At 62.4% G+C, this 15,228-nt stretch carries 14 protein-coding genes and 1 pseudogene; all 15 read right to left on the bottom strand.

From position 1 onward, the window contains the following. Positions 1-2 precede the first annotated feature (2 nt). Entirely contained in the window at positions 3-962 is a 960-nt protein-coding gene (locus tag NTH_RS13720; RefSeq protein ID WP_338530534.1) for a PfkB family carbohydrate kinase, read from the bottom strand. Continuing rightward, positions 959-1,996, bottom strand: a complete 1,038-nt coding sequence (locus NTH_RS13715) for an ADP-ribosylglycohydrolase family protein (protein ID WP_338530533.1) — start codon at positions 1,994-1,996, stop codon at positions 959-961. Before NTH_RS13715 ends, NTH_RS13720 begins: the two co-directional genes overlap by 4 nt. Before the next feature lie 3 nt (positions 1,997-1,999). After that, the gene (locus NTH_RS13710; protein WP_338530532.1) at positions 2,000-2,725 is read right to left on the bottom strand and encodes a GntR family transcriptional regulator; all 726 of its coding nucleotides are present in this window, start codon (positions 2,723-2,725) and stop codon (positions 2,000-2,002) included. Between the two features lie 225 nt (positions 2,726-2,950). After that, positions 2,951-4,165, bottom strand: coding sequence for a TrbI/VirB10 family protein (locus NTH_RS13705; protein WP_338530531.1), 1,215 nt, complete (start codon positions 4,163-4,165; stop codon positions 2,951-2,953). An 11-nt stretch (positions 4,166-4,176) separates the two neighbouring features. After that, positions 4,177-5,202, bottom strand: a complete 1,026-nt coding sequence (gene trbG / locus NTH_RS13700; RefSeq protein WP_338530530.1) for a P-type conjugative transfer protein TrbG — start codon at positions 5,200-5,202, stop codon at positions 4,177-4,179. Further along, the gene (trbF, locus tag NTH_RS13695; protein WP_338530529.1) at positions 5,192-5,923 is read right to left on the bottom strand and encodes a conjugal transfer protein TrbF; all 732 of its coding nucleotides are present in this window, start codon (positions 5,921-5,923) and stop codon (positions 5,192-5,194) included. The genes trbG and trbF overlap by 11 nt, the downstream gene beginning before the upstream one ends. Further along, positions 5,924-7,246 (bottom strand): P-type conjugative transfer protein TrbL, encoded by a 1,323-nt coding sequence (trbL, locus tag NTH_RS13690; RefSeq protein ID WP_338530528.1) that lies wholly within the window; start codon positions 7,244-7,246, stop codon positions 5,924-5,926. 32 nt (positions 7,247-7,278) lie between these two features. Continuing rightward, positions 7,279-7,995 carry a P-type conjugative transfer protein TrbJ gene (trbJ, locus tag NTH_RS13685; protein ID WP_338530527.1) on the bottom strand — a complete coding sequence of 239 codons (717 nt, stop codon included), beginning with the start codon at positions 7,993-7,995 and terminating at the stop codon, positions 7,279-7,281. Continuing rightward, positions 7,992-10,442, bottom strand: coding sequence for a conjugal transfer protein TrbE (gene trbE, locus NTH_RS13680; protein ID WP_338530526.1), 2,451 nt, complete (start codon positions 10,440-10,442; stop codon positions 7,992-7,994). Before trbE ends, trbJ begins: the two co-directional genes overlap by 4 nt. Further along, positions 10,436-10,708: a VirB3 family type IV secretion system protein gene (locus tag NTH_RS13675; protein WP_338530525.1), complete on the bottom strand. Its 273-nt coding sequence runs from the start codon at positions 10,706-10,708 to the stop codon at positions 10,436-10,438. The genes trbE and NTH_RS13675 overlap by 7 nt, the downstream gene beginning before the upstream one ends. Continuing rightward, positions 10,708-11,016, bottom strand: a complete 309-nt coding sequence (locus tag NTH_RS13670; protein WP_338530524.1) for a TrbC/VirB2 family protein — start codon at positions 11,014-11,016, stop codon at positions 10,708-10,710. The genes NTH_RS13675 and NTH_RS13670 overlap by 1 nt, the downstream gene beginning before the upstream one ends. A gap of 10 nt (positions 11,017-11,026) precedes the next feature. Then, complete coding sequence (gene trbB / locus NTH_RS13665) at positions 11,027-12,010, bottom strand: P-type conjugative transfer ATPase TrbB (protein ID WP_338530523.1); 984 nt, start codon at positions 12,008-12,010, stop codon at positions 11,027-11,029. After that, a complete protein-coding gene (locus NTH_RS13660) occupies positions 12,007-12,420 on the bottom strand; it encodes a CopG family transcriptional regulator (protein ID WP_338530522.1) in 414 nt (137 codons plus the stop codon). Before NTH_RS13660 ends, trbB begins: the two co-directional genes overlap by 4 nt. A gap of 115 nt (positions 12,421-12,535) precedes the next feature. After that, positions 12,536-14,566 carry a conjugal transfer protein TraG gene (locus tag NTH_RS13655; RefSeq protein ID WP_338530521.1) on the bottom strand — a complete coding sequence of 677 codons (2,031 nt, stop codon included), beginning with the start codon at positions 14,564-14,566 and terminating at the stop codon, positions 12,536-12,538. 84 nt (positions 14,567-14,650) lie between these two features. After that, positions 14,651-15,088 (bottom strand): annotated as a pseudogene (locus NTH_RS13650) (hypothetical protein); the annotation flags it as partial. Between the last annotated feature and the right edge of the window lie 140 nt (positions 15,089-15,228).

Genomic DNA, 15,228 nt, shown 5'->3' with positions numbered 1-15,228 from the left:
CGTTATCCTGGGAAGCGGTCTGCCCTCTTTTCGGCTGCCTGGATGAATTGGCGGATTTCCCGGTCGGCCGGGCCCGAAGAGCCGCCGTGGCGGGTCACCGCAATGGCCGCTGCCGCATTGGCATAACGCACCGCCTCCTCCGGCGCAGCGCCGCGGGCCAGCACGCTGACGAAAGCGCCGATATGCGTATCGCCTGCACCGTTGGTATCGATGGCCTTAACGGCAAAGCCCGGAACCATCCACGATTGGCCGTCGCGCAAGCGCACCAGGCACCCGGCCACACCGGCGCGGATGAGCACGCCTGCAGCTTGCGGGCAATGATCCGCCATCAGCCGCTCCGCAACGCCCTGCGCATCGCCGCCGCCGGCAATGGTCGCGGCCTCCGCCGCATTGCAGCTCAGCCAGGTCGTGCGCCCCAGCACGCGCGTCAGGATCACCGGCGGGATGTCAGCCACCACAGGCGTCGGATCGAAGACGAGGGGCGTCTCGGGCGGCAGCTTTCCGATCCAATCGGCGAGCGCATTGCGGCTGCCTGGGTAGCTCAGCGTATAGCCCGAGGTAAAAACCCAGTCGCCGGCCTCTACCGACACACGCGCCAAAAGGTCGGCCCGCAACACGCCTTCGGCGCCGGGCCACGACACGAAGGTCCGTTCGGCGTCTCCGGTCACCAGGACCACGCAATTGCCGCTGTCCATCGCCGGCGACGACGGCATCAGCGTATCGATATTCTCGGCGGCAAAGGCGGCGCGTAGAAAATCGCCGTTCGGCCCGGTGCCCAGTTGGCCGGCGAACACCACCTTCATGCCGGTCCGGCTTGCCGCGGCCATCATGTTGAAGCCGCCGCCGGGAAGCTGTGCATAGGAAGCGGCGGTCTTTTCCGTACCAGGCGCAGGCAGGGCGTCTATGTGGTAGACGCAATCGACAACGGCGCTGCCGGTATGGACGAGGCGAGGCCCGGTCATGCCGCATCATCCTTGCCGCCGGCGCGCGCAGAACGCGCCCCGACCAGGCCTGTGGCCAGCGAACGCATATCGGCGAGATCGATGCCCTTGAGGGCGGCGATATGCTCCCGCGGCAGGCTCGATAGACTGGCGCAGGCACCGGCCATGCCGGCGGCGATTGCGCCGATCGTGTCCGTATCGCCGCCGAGATTGGCGCTGATCACCGCTGCCCGCCACGGGTCGCCGCCAGCCACTTCCACCACCGCGAAGGCTGCGGGAACCGATTCCTGGCTGGCAACGCTGGTGCCGACCAGATCGACGATCAGCCCGATCGCGTCTGCAGCCGCCTTGCCGCGCACCAGTTCACCCGCCCAGCGGATACGTGCGGCAATGTCGGCGCCGGCCACCCAATGGCCTTGCGATGCCCCAAGGCGCGCCGCCTCGACTGCCTTAGCGGAAGCCTCGTGCCAGCCGGCGCCGGCAACGCCACTGCTGACGGCCGCTGCCACGGCGGCCGCCGCGGCGATGCCGACTGACGTGTTGTGCGTCGCCCGGCTCGTCTCCGCGACCTTGGCGACCAGCCTGTCGAGCGGTTCCGGCGGCATCATGATTCCCACCGGTGCGATGCGCATCGCCGCCCCGTTGGTATCGCCGCCACGGCCCGCCTCCTCCGGCGCCGCACCGTCATTGATCGCATCGATGGCGCGTTTGGTCGACGGCCCGAGCAGATCATAGCTGCCACGCGCCTTCACATCCCGCTCCCATTCGACCAATGCGGCAACCCATTGCCTGTGATCGAAACAGCCGCCGGACTCCAGCAGCAGGCGCCCCAGAAGCATGGTCTGTTCGGTATCATCCGTGACAGTGCCGGCCGGCAATCCCTTCGAAACCGGATGATCTTCTTCCGGAACCACAAAGCGATCCACGAAACCGTATGCCCTCTTGATCTGCGCCGGCGACAGCAGCTGGGTCGGCATGCCGAGCGCATCCCCGAGCGCGCCGCCGATCAGAGCGCCCATCGCCCGGTCGACCGTCCCCCCTGCCCCCCGCGCCATCCCTCAGAACTCCAGATGCAGCGCGAAATGGGCCGGGTTGAGCAGGCTGACGACATATTCAATCGGACGGCCGTCGGTCGCCCGCGTCAGCCGACGCGTCCGCAAAAATGCCGTACCCGCCGGGCAGCCCAGAATGGCAGCGTCCTCGGCATTCAGCATTTCGACATCCGCCCATTCCTCGCCATGGTCCGGCACGAGGCCTGCTGCGCGCAACGTTCGATGCAGCGATCCCTCGCGCAGGCCGCGCAGCGGCACATCCTCGAGTTCGGCAGACAGCGGCAGGCGGCTGCGCTCGATGGAAATCGCATGGCCGTCGCTGGCATTGGTTCGCACCCGCTCGACAGCGATGAACAATGCGCTGTCGAGTTCGAGCTTCGCCGCCAGCGCCTCGTCCTCCATGACTTCCAGCCGCATGGTGCGTGTTTCAGCGTTAGCGCCGGCATTCGCTAGCGCCTGCGACCACCCGACGGCGTCATCAACCGTCTTGCCGTCGAAGGTAACGAAGGAACCGATGCCGACGCGCGTGGTGATCAGGCCGCGGGAGGTCAGTTCCTCCAGCCCCTTGCGAACTGTGCTGCGGCTAACCGAGAAGCGCTGGACCAACTCGTTCTCGCTCTGCAGCCGATCGCCAAAGCCAAGAACGCCGGACCGTATTTCCTTCTCCAGGACGGTCGCGATCTGTTCGGGCTTACCTCGTCCGAGTGACGAGGCATCGGAACGTCGCACCATTCTTATACCTGTATAATGAGCCTGTTTAGTCTTGTTTGATAATTGATCAGCAAGAGCGCGTCAATGGAGAACGTAGTGCAGTCTGTTCTGCTCAGCTTAGCCGCGGAGAGTTTGGTTCCTTCCTGCACTGACGGTGACACCTGCTGGTGTAAGGCCGGGCAGTTTGCGAGTCCTATATCTGTCATTTGAACTTTCATGATTTTCACAAAGGCTCCACGGCGGGCACTAGCCTCTATAAGGCCGCAGAACCAAATCTTTCTGGACAATAACGCGCAGCGGCCAGCCAGGGCGAACGGTGATAGTTGGCTGGATATTGAGGTTCTTTTCGGTGATGCGCTGGCCAGCGCGGTTGACGTTCTGCTGGGTCGATTGACGGATGGCGCGCACGAGATCGCTTTCATCCTGACCGAGGCTAAGTTCTGTGCTGACGCCGAGCAAAGTGGCCAGTGCAACACCCTTGATCAGCTGCCAAGTGTGGAAATCGACCTCGTCCTCGAGTCCGGCATAGCCAGCGGCGTCGGTGGCGGGAAGATTTTCAATTTGGATCGATGATCCGTCGGGCAGCAGGACGCGTTGCCAGACGAGAAGCGCCCGCCTTTGGCCAAAGGCGACGACGCTGTCGTATGTACCGACGAGACGCGAACCCTGCGGGATCAACAGAACGCTGCCGGTCACCGTGTCAAACACGTTCTCGGTGACCTGAGCGACGACGAGGCCTGGCAGGTCGGAATTGATGCCGGTGATCAAACTGGCAGCTATCACGCTTCCAGCCATGATCTGGTAGCGCGAAGCAGGCGTTTGCAAGGCATGGCGATTGTAAATCCCCTCCGTAGCGCGCTGACCGATGAAATCGAGCTTGCGCTGCTGGTTGTTCTGATCTCCTTCGGCCGGCGCCACGGAAGCCGGCGCAAACCTGGCTTCTGGTGGCAATGCAGTTTCCATAGGCTTGGATCCAAGGCGCTTCCTTTCGGCGGTAATCATCGTATCGGCCTTATTCTCGATCCGGAAGAAAACCTCCGACTCACGGGCCTGGATTGCCTGCTGGGCCAAACGCTGTTCCTCGGCGGAAACCTCCTGCCCCGGTGCGATACCAAGCTGGCGCTGACGTTCAAGGATGGGACCTCCAAGGTCACCGGGCAGCGGCGGCCCAAGCATCGGCGTTTCGGGCTTGACCTCGGAATAGTCTTGCGGAAGCGTTTCGAGTCCCTCGGCCATCGGCTTGCGCTCCGTGTGGTAGAGTTCTTCCGCCTGATCTTTAAGTCGCAATGCCGGCCCCTGCAGTGCGATCGTGGTGACGCCTAGGATCGTCCCTGAGCCCAGGGCAGCGATGACGATGATCAAGCCGCGTTTGAAGCGCACGGCGTGGCGCGGTGAGGCCCGCAGCTGCAAGCGTTCGGGGTTAACTTTGGGAGAAGCATGGGAAGCGGATGTGTCGGTCATGACCTGCCCTCTCACCTGCTCGAACGGCCGAACAGGAATGTGCGGCGGCGTGTCCGGCCGTCGGTCCTGGTGATGCGCACGACCTGTTGCGGCTTCGTGCCCAGCCGTAGTTCGGCCGCAGCAAAGAGGCGATCTACGATGTAGTAGTTGCCCCGCATGCGGTAGTTGACGAGTTCGCTGTTCCCATCAGCACCGACGATGAAAAGTGGCGGCGCCTCGCCCTGATCGATACGGCGCGGGAATTCGATATAGACCTTATGACCGTCGTCGAAGGCACGCACCGGTCGCCATGCTGGACGGTCGCCGGCAATGGCATAACGGAAGCGAAGGTTTTCAAGGGCCACGTTCGACGCAACGGGCATCGCCGCCTCGGCTCGAGCATTGCGCCTGCGCAATGCAATGATCTGGTCCTGGCTGTACGTCCAAGAGATTGCTGCCATCGCGGTTCGCTCAGTGCTTTCCAGCTGCAGATGATACGAACGGCGGTCGGTCGTAATGACCAGATTGGTCTTCAGGCCCGGCGCAAAGGGCTTGACGAGTATGTGGGTGCGCTGCTTTTCGCCGGAGCCGCTGACCGTGTCGCCGATCACCCAACGCACGGTGTCGCCGGCCGACACAGCTGTAAGCGTCTCGCCCGGCTGCAGGGCAATGTCGGTAACCCGTTCGGGTGCTGCATAGAGCCTGTAAAGCGCGCCTTCGGCATAGGGATAGACCTGCACCGCATTTACATAGCCATGCTTGGTAGGCTCCTGCGTTGCCGCCTTGTTGGCATCCGCGACACGTTCCTCGGGCGCTCGCTTGTCCTCTACGAACTTGTCCGTCCCGGGCTGCAACTGGCCTGGTAGCGGCAGAGGCTTTGGGACCTCGACGATCTTCACCGGCTTGTCGGGCGCTGCTTCTATGATCGCCTGTCTAAAGTCAGCCGCGTCATATGAAATCTCGGGCGGGGGCACCTTCTTCGACGCACAGGCTGAAACGGCCAGTGCCGATGTCGAAACGATCAACAGCGTGCCCAACGTTCGAACTCTATTGTACATCGGTGGCCTCCTTCGGGCGAATGGATGTCGGTGCGGCGCTGTCCAGTTCACGCGACCAGTCGATTGCGTTAACAAAGACGCCCAGCGGGTTCCTGCGCAGCTGATCGGCATTTCTCGGAGATCGGATCACTACGGTGAGAATGGCAGTCCAGCGGGTCGTGCTGGCGAGGCTTCCCCGTTCATGGATTTGCTCGGTCCACTTGACCTGAAACGAGCTGTCGGAGGCCCGGACAACGCTGGTCACCTGCACCGACACGCTGCGGGTGCCGATCCGGCCGAAGGGGTCGCTCGCCTTCGCGTACTCGTTGAGGAAGAGCGCTGCGCGGTCTGTGGCGAAGTCATAGGCCGACAGCCAGTTTTGCCGCACCATGACCGGATCGGTGGAAACGGAACGGACGTTGGCAATGAACCGGCCCAGGTGCCAAGCGATCTGGGCATCGGATGGCTCATAGTCTTGGATGGCTGGCGCGACCGCACGTGCTTCGCCGAAGCGGTCGACCTCGACCACGTAAGGCACGACTCGGCTTTGCATCGACTGCCATAAGAGTCCACCGGACAAGCCTGTTGCCAGTGTCAGGCATCCGAAGGCCATGAGACGCCAGTTCCGGGCCTGCACGCGAGCCGAGCCGATACGCTCGTCCCAGAGCTGCCCCGCCTTTTGGTAAGGCGTTACCGGTTCAGGTGTCTTCCCGTAGCGTTGAACGGGTCGCTTGAAGATCATCTAGTCGTCCTTGTCATTGAGGGAAGGATTGGCACCGCTTGCCGGCCGGTCGCCATCGCGGACGGCCTGCATAGCGGCGTGGCGATGCGCACGGGCGGCCTGCTCAGAGCGCAAGCGTCTTGCCCAGGCCGGCGCGGCACTAGGCACGGCGGTCGAGGATGTTTCCGGCACCCAGGCTGTCGACGCACCGCCGGTCGCGGCCCAAGCAGCGCGACGGCCGGCATCAGCGCTACGTCTTAATGGTTCGGCGGCGAACTGCGCTTGACGCATGATGGCACCGCCGGCTGCGCGGGTGACACCGTCCATCCCTGCGGCCATGCCAGACAGGCCGGAGGCCGCCGAGCTTGCGCGCCGGATCTGCCAAGCTGTGGAGGCGGCCGAGCCCATAGCCGTACCGGCGCGGATGGCGGCAAGACTTCCGCCGGTTCCCGCGCGGACGCCGGCGTAGGCCGCACCACCGGCGATGAGCGTTGCACCGGCTGCCGCCGCACTTGCCCCCAACGCCGCACCCGCGCCGAGTTGCGGTGCGCCCGATACCAGACCGGAAGCGATCCCCGGCCCGAAGATGCCGAGGCCGAGCAGCGACAGGGCACCCAACACTTGTGACATGGCGGCAGCAAGGTCGGGTTCCTGCCCCTGCAACGCCGATGCGAACTCGCCGAAAAGTGTGGTGCCGATGCCGACGATGACGGCGAGCACCATCACCTTTATGCCGGACGCAACCACATTGCCCAGCACGCGTTCGGCCAGGAATGCCGATCGGTTCCACAGCGCAAAGGGGACCAAGACGAAGCCAGCAAGCGTAGTGAGCTTGAACTCCAGGATGGTGATGAAGAGCTGGATGGAAAGGATGAAGAAGGCGATGATGACCAGAAACCAGGCCAGTAGCAGCACGAAGATGGTCAGCGCATTGCCAAAGAACTCGGGGAAACCCAGGAGTTGGCTGGCCTGATCGAGCAGCGGCCAGGCGCCCTCGAAGCCCGTGGCCGCTATACGGCCGGGCCGCAGAAGGTCGTCGGCGGACAAATTGCCGGCGGATGCATTGATTCCAAGTCCAGCGAATGAGCGGTAGATGATGTCGCCGAGGTTGGCGAAATTGTTCAGGATGAAGGCGAAGACGCCGACATAAAGAACTTTGCGGACCAGCCGACCGAGAATGTTGGGTTCGCCGCCGAATGCCCAGAACAGACCAGCCAGTGTGATGTCGATGCTGATCAGGATGGTGGTGAGGAAGGCGACGTCGCCTGAAACGAGGCCGAACCCGCTGTCGATGTAGCGGATGAAGGTCTCCATGAACCGATCGATGACGCCGAGGTCATGCACGCCGCCGCTCTCCTCTTACTGTTGAGCTGGGATCAGTTTCCGGAATAGGCCGTGCCGGCGCCTAGGAAGCGCCGCGTCGTCTCCCGCGCAGCCTCTTCCGACTGCGCCTTTCGAGCGGCGTTCTCGGCCTGCGCCCGGTACTGCGTGGCCAACAGCGTCTGAATCTGCATCTGCTGCTTTGTCGAAAGCGCAATCAGCTGGTTTGCGGCCTGCTGGGCCTGCAGTGCCCCGACGGCGCTCTGGCTGCGGCTGACGAGATCGACGAGAAGATTGCCGTCGGCGTGGACATTCTCGACAATCTGCGATTGGACACGCATGGTCTGGCGGAAGGCCTTCATTGTGCTCTGCCAGCGCTCGCGTGCAGCCGCCGCCAAATCGCTGACCTTGATCGTGCCGTCATAGCTTTCCGGATATTGCTCGCGCCATTCCTCGTCGAGTTGGTCGAGTTCGAAGCTCAACCCCTCCGCCTGAATCATCAGGCCGTCGATGCGGTTGAGTGCGCCGGTGAGCTGGCCGAGCGAGGAGAAATCCAGACGCCGAATGTTCCGTGCCATGTTCTGCAGCATCGTTGCCTGGTTCTGCAGCGACTGGATCTGGTTGTTGATCTGCTCCAGCGATCGCGCCGCCGTCAGCACGTTTTGTGCATAGTTCGACGGATCAAACACGGTGATGGCGAAGGCCGGTTGAATCGCTCCGGTGATCGTCTTGGCCATCAGGGCTACTGCAACAAGAAGGTGATGCTGCATCATGATGATTGCTCCTTGCGTGGTTGAGGGAATTGCCCGAGAAGCTCAGCGGCCCAATCGAGGCCGTGTGCGCTGAGGAACTGCGCGGCGAAGCCCTCCCGCCCGTGCTCGGAAACGATGGTATCGATGAGGGTCTGCGCGGCCGGATCGGAGGCGCCACAGAGAGCCAGTGCGACTGGACCTAGTCCGAGCTCGAACAGGCGGTTGCCGCGGCGCGACTGCAGATAGTAGTGGCGCTTTGGGGTGGCGCGGGCGATCAACTCAATCTGCCGCTCGTTCAGACCAAACCGGTCATAAGCCGCCCGTGCCTGCGGCTCGATGGCGCGATCGTTAGGCAGGAAAATGCGTTGCGGGCAGCTCTCGATTATCGCCGGCGCAATGGAAGAACCGGCTATGTCGGCGAGCGACTGTGTGGCGAAGATCACCGACACGTTCTTCTTGCGCAGCACCTTCAGCCATTCGCGAATGCGGGCGGCAAAGAGCGGGTTGTCGAGATAGACCCACGCTTCGTCGAGGATGAGTACCGTGGGCCGCCCGTCGAACCGTTGATCGAGCCGATGGAACAGATAGGTAAGCACTGGCAGGACGACGCCTTCCTCATGCATCAGTTCTTCGGTCTCGAAACACTGCACGTCCGACAGCGCCAGCCGGTCGTCATTGGCATCGAGCAGCCGGCCGAAAGGCCCATCCAGCGTGTAGGGCATGAGCGCAGCCTTTAGCGCGTTGGACTGAAGCAGCACGGAAAGGCCGGTCAGGGTGCGTTCATCCGCCGGTGCGGTGGCAAGGCTTGTGAGCGCCGACCAGACAGCTTCCTTTAACTCCGGCGTGACAGCGACCTTCTCGTGAGCCAGCAGGCCGGCAACCCATTCGGCAGCCCAACTGCGGTCGGCCTGTTGGTTGACGTTTCTCAGTGGCTGGAAGGCCAATGATCCGTCTGCGCCCAGCACGTGGTGCTCGCCGCCCATGGCGAGCGTTGCCGCACGGGCGGAGTTGCCCTTGTCAAAGATGTAGACCTGCGCGCCGTCATAGCGCCGGAACTGCAGGGCTATCAGGGAGACCAGCACCGACTTGCCGGCGCCGGTGGGCCCTACGATCAGCATGTGGCCGACATCACCGACATGGGTGGATAGCCGGAATGGTGTCGAGCCGCTGGTTTCGGCGAAAAGAAGCGGTGGACACTCCGTCTGGGTCACTTCGGCAAGATGCTCATTGAGCGCCGGGCCGGCCCACACCGATGACAAGGGCATGAGATGAGCCAGATTGAGGGTATGGACGAGCGGCTGGCGGATATTGGCATAGACGTGGCCGGGCAGCGAGCCGAGCCACGCCTCGACCGCGTTGACGGTTTCGCGGATGGCTGTAAAGCCAAGCCCATTGACAACGCGTTCGACTGCTCGAAGCTTCTCCTCAGCAGCCTGAGGCTCCTCGTCCCACACTGTCACGGTGGTGGTGAGATAACCGAAGCCGACGTGATCACTGCCCAGCGCTTGCAGCGCAGCATCAGCATCGTGCGCCTTGTTGTCGGCATCGCTGTCGACCAGCGGTACCGGCTCGTTGGTAACCACCTCGCGCAGGATGGCGGCGATTGACTTGCGCTTCGCGAACCACTGCCGGCGCAATCGGGTCAGGGTTTTGGCGGCTTCCGTCTTGTCGAGTGGAATGAAGCGCGTCACCCAGCGATAACCAAAGTCCTGACGATTCAGTGCGTCGAAAATTCCGGGCCGGGTGGCGCTCGGAAAACCGAGGATGGTGATAGTGCGCAGGTGCTGGTCCCCCAGAACCGGCTCAAGGCCGCCAATGAGCGGCGTGTCGACCAGCACGCCGTCGAGATACATCGGTGTTTCCGGCACGGCGACCGGGTGACGTCTGCTCGAGATGGTGCCGTGCAGGAAAGTCAATGTTTCGGCATCGTCAAGCGCGCGCACTTCCGGCATGAAGCCGCAAAAAAGATCCAGAACGCGGTCAGTCGCATCGCGAAACTGCGCCAGTTCTTGGCGCCAGTTTCTTTCTCCTGGCTTGTGACTGGACTCCACGAGCGCGCTTTCTGCCCGTGCCTGGCTATCCGGTGGCGGCATGAACAGTACGGTCAGGTGATAGTGGCTCTCGAAATGCGCAACTTTGCCCTCGAAGGCCGCGCGTCGCTCCTGATCGATCAGCCATGACGCAGCGTCGGGGAACTGCGATTCCGGATAGTCCAGAGCCTCGATGCGCTCGGTATCGAAGAACAAGGCCCAGCCGGAGCCGAACCTTCTCAGCGCATTGTTCGCGCGCGCACAGATTGAGACGAGCTCGGCGTCGGTCGCGCTTTCCGAATCGGGTCCGCGGAATCGGAAGGTTCGCTGAAAACTGCCATCCTTGTTGAGAATGACGCCAGGCGCGGCCAGCGCCGCCCAGGGCAGGTGGTCTGCAAGCCGGTCGACCCGAGTGCGGTATTCCACAAGCTTCAGCATGCCAGCCAACCCTTCTGGCGGAGGTGGCGCACGAGCACACCGGCGAAGTCCGGATCACGTCTGGCGACGAAGACCGCGAGCGTGTGGCCTGCGAGCCAAAGCACCAGCCCGGCAACCCACTGCTGCAGGCCAAGGCCAATGGCCGCGGCCACGGTGCCGTTCAAGATCGCTACGGACCGCGGCGCGCCGCCCAGCAGGATAGGCTCGGTCAGGGCCCGGTGAACAGGAACCTCAAAGCCCTCGATGTGCAGCTCGCGGGCGTCCATCAGACAAGGGCCCCGCCACCGAAGGAGAAGAAGGAGAGGAAGAAGCTGGATGCCGCAAAGGCGATGGACAGGCCGAAGACGATCTGGATCAACCGGCGGAAGCCTCCCGCCGTGTCGCCAAAGGCCAGCGTCAGTCCTGTGATGATGATGATGATCACAGCGATGATCTTGGCGACCGGCCCTTGGACCGATTCCAGAATCTGCTGCAGCGGCTCTTCCCACGGCATACCGGAACCAGCCGCATGAGCCGGAACCGTGAGAACAATCGTGAGGGCGGCGGTCGAAAGAAAGCGAAGCTTCTTGCGCATGAAAATCCTCTCAAAGCTGCTGGAGTTGCGGGAGGGTGAGCTGCGTGACGGCGTAGTCGCCGTTGCGGTCAAGACCGCTGACCTGCGCGATCTCGTTGATGCGGCGCGACGATCCGCGCCCGGCAATGAAGACGATCAGGTCGATGGCATCGGCGATGAGACGGCGGGAGACCGTGACGACGGCTTCCTGAGCAAGCTGCTCGATGCGATAGAGTGCGGAACGAGCTGAATTGGCATGAACCGTGGCGATTCCACCGGGATGGCCGGTGTTCCAAGCCTTCAGCATGTCGAGGGCTTCCGCCCCCCTGACCTCGCCGACAATGATGCGATCGGGTCTGAGCCGCAGCGTGGAGCGGACGAGGTCCGCAAGGGTGATCGCGCCGCGCCTCGTTCTGAGCGCGACGCAGTCGGCCGCCGCACATTGCAGTTCGCGCGTGTCCTCGATCAGGATCACGCGCTCATCGCATTGGGCGACCTCTGTAAGCAGTGCATTGGCAAGCGTCGTCTTGCCCGACGACGTGCCGCCGGCGACCAGGATGTTGCGACGCTCCCGGACCGCCTTCTTCAGCGCATCAGCCTGAACCGGCATCATGATTCGGTCCGCGACGTAGTCAACGAGTGTGTAGAGCTTGGACGCCGGCTTGCGGATGGCGAAACATGGCGCCAGTACGACGGGAGGCAACAGGCCCTCGAAGCGCTCGCCACCCGAACCATCTGAAAATGGCAGTTCGCCACTGACGATCGGATTGTCGGCATGAACTTCTGAGCGCACGTGGGAGGCGACGAGGCGGATGATGCGTTCCGTCTCGGATGGCTGCATGCGCACGCCGGTGTCGACACGGCCTTTACCCAGGCGGTCTAGCCGCAGGGCGCCGTCCGGATTGACCATCACCTCGATGACCGACGGATCGGCAAGGGCATCGGCGACTGCCCGGCCCATTGCAGTGCGCAACATGGTTCTGCGTCGATGGTCGGCTTCGGGATGAGTGGTCATACCTGCTCTCCCCTACCGTTGTCTTCACCAAGCGAGCGTTTGCCGGAAGCGATCTGACGGCCGACCTGCTCGACGAATTTTTGGAAGCGCTCCTGAGCGATCGCCTGTGTGGCCTTGTCCGGGACCGGCGCGTGGGCGTGAAGCGCGATAGAAAATCGGATAAAGAGCGCCAGGCTCTCCAGGATCATCTCGGCATCGCGCCGGACGCGATTGAGGTCGCCCGACAAGCGGTCGAGCCTTTGGCCATAGCGCCGGTCGAGCTCGTTCTCGCCACGGCGTTCGATGAAGGCCTCGACCGCTTTCGCCACAAGATCCGTCTTTGAGGTCGAGGCATTGCGGCTGAGTAGGTCGAGCTTTTCGCTCAACTGGGCATCAAGGCGGATCTGATGATTGATGCGTTTCTGGTTCATGTGGCTCGTTCCGGTTGGCCGGCGCGGGGCGACGGTCGTGGAAAGAGCATGCCTCGGAAGGCCGGAATCGCTTATGGCCCTTATCTACGCTCAGGTACGCCTGGCTGCGGAACTGTCAGAAGCCTGGCAAGATGTCTTTGTCCTTGCCCATACCCTCATTGAGGCCGTAGGCCTTCGCTGCATTGGTAAACCGATCCAGAACCTGCTTGTCCGCGACCGCCTCGCCGTCATCCTCCACCGGCTTGAAAAGGTCGCCCTGGTCGGGCTTTTTGGACGCCGCTTTGCCTTCTCCAGGAAGCCCCGACTGACACTGCTGTTGGACGCCGTCGTTGTCGTCACAGAAGACTTCAGCACGCTCGTCGTGCGTAGCAAGACGACGGTCCACACCACGCACCTGGCCGCTCCAAGCGTCAGATCGCGGCGCAGGACGGTCTGCATACGGACCATCACGCAGGATCGGCGAAGGCAGCACGCGCTCTTTGAAGTTCCTGTCCTCATAGTAACGCAGCTTGTTGGCGCGGATCGGCGGCAACCCAGAGATCAGCACCAGTTCGTCGGCTGCAGGCAACTGCATCACCTCGCCCGGCGTCAGCAGTGGACGTGCCGTCTCCTGACGGCTCACCATCACGTGGGAAAGCCAAGGTGCGAGGCGATGGCCGGCATAGTTGCGCATAGCGCGCAGTTCCGTCGCCATACCGAGCGCGTCCGAGATGCGCTTGGCCGTGCGGTCGTCATTGGAGGAAAAGACAATCCTCACATGGCAGTTGTCGAGGATGGCATTGTTCTCGCCATAGGCCTTCGAGATCTGGTTGAGTGACTGCGCTATCAGATAGGCGCGGATGCCATACCCGGCCATGAAGGCAAGCGCAGTTTCGAAGAAGTCTAGGCGACCCAGCGCCGGGAACTCATCCAACATCATGAGCAGTTGGTGTTTCCGGCTTTTCTTCGGATCGCCCTCCAATCGCTCCGTAAGTCGCCTGCCGATCTGATTGAGAACCAGTCGCACCAGCGGTTTGGTGCGGGAGAGGTCCGAAGGTGGCACCACGAGATAAAGCGACATCGGACAGTTCCCGTCCATGAGATCGGCGATGCGCCAGTCGCAGGCCGATGTCGTCGCCGCCACGGTAGGATCGCGATAGAGCCCGAGGAAGCTCATGGCCGTGGACAGGACCCCGGAGCGTTCGTTTTCAGACTTGTTCAGCACCTCGCGTGCTGCCGAGGCTACGACGGGATGGACTTCGGGCTTATCGGCCGTGCCGAGATGATTTGTCGCCATCATCCGGTCCAGCGTCTCGGCAAAGGAGCGTTGCGGGTCGGACAGAAATGTTGCCACACGGGCGAGCGTCTTTTCCTCTTCTGCATAAAGCACATGCAAAATGGCTCCGACCAACAGTGCATGGCTCGTTTTCTCCCAATGGTTACGCCGCTCCAGGACGCCTTCGGGATCCACCAGTATATCGGCGATGTTCTGTACATCGCGAACTTCGTGAGGTCCCCTGCGCACTTCCAAGAGCGGATTGTAGCGTGCCGACCTCAGATCGGTTGGGTTGAACAGAAGGCAGTGCGAAAATTTCGACCGCCAACCCGCTGTCAGTTGCCAGTTCTCGCCTTTGATGTCGTGAATTACCGCCGAGCCTGTCCAGGAAAGAAGTGTCGGCACGACGAGACCCACGCCCTTGCCCGAGCGCGTTGGCGCAAAGGCCATGACATGCTCGGGGCCGTCATGGCGCAAGTAGCGATCCTGCAGTCTACCGAGGAAAACGCCAACTGGTCGAAACAGTCCCGCCTGTTGGATTTCGCGATTCGTCGCCCAGCGCGAAGAGCCGTAGGTTGTGACCAAGCCGCGCTGCCGCGCCCGCCACAGCGAGCCAGCGATGGCGGCGGCGCAACCCATGAAGCCGCTGGCCGCTGCGAGCATGCCGGCCTTGTTGAAGACTTCCGGCGCATATGCTTCGAATTTGAACCACCACTCGAACAGTTTCCAGGGCCTGTAGATCGGCCAACCGGTCACCATGAACCAAGGCCTGCCGAGTTGCCCCTGATAGTCGAGCATGTGGGCGCACCATTGGGTTGCGGTCCAGACGCCAAGGATGACAATGGCGAATACCACGGCAATCTGGCCGATCAGGAGTTTGGTTGGGGTCATCGACTTGCTCCGTTGTTCTGGACAGTGGTCAGAGCATTGCGTCGAGTGTCAGAAGTGCAAAGGGCCCTTATGTACGACCGGGCGCTACAATATGGTGACCTTTGGGCGGCCGCCTAGCCTGAAGCTTCGAGCATGTGCCAGGCATCGGGAAAGGGGGCGGCCTTGCTGCAAACCCCTCCATCGCAAAGGCTTGAACCGTTTGCGCGCAAGGGCGGCCTGGGATGCAGCCCCTGAAAATCCGACCTTGGCACCATTTGTTAGCTGAAGCGTCGCGAAAACCGACGGAATGCCGTCCCCAACCCGAAAACGGATCTCGGCAGAAGAAGGGGCAAGGTTGGAGAACAGGTGAACCCCGAAGCGGCTTTTGGCGACGGCGACCTGCTTTACGTGCGACCTAAAGTTAGTTGAAAGCCCGTCGAGCACCCTGTCCCACCACTGATCCGTTTCCATCGCGAAGAATGGATCAGGCTTGAATAGTGAAGACGCATTTTCGCTTGCCGCCTGCAGGTTGGCGATCAAGTTGCGAAGTCGAGAGTTGTCCGGGCACTCTGCACCGCCCTTGCTTCACTGCTCCCACCGGAAGGAACGGTGCCAGCTTACAGCTGTCGTAGGCGACGCCACGAGCCCGATAACAAGCACGATGGCGGTCTTCCAACCCGAAT

The organism is Nitratireductor thuwali (genome assembly GCF_036621415.1).
Lineage (GTDB): Bacteria > Pseudomonadota > Alphaproteobacteria > Rhizobiales > Rhizobiaceae > Chelativorans > Chelativorans thuwali.
Note: the sequence above shows the minus strand (reverse complement) of the source record. Positions and strands in the feature narration are given on the sequence as shown.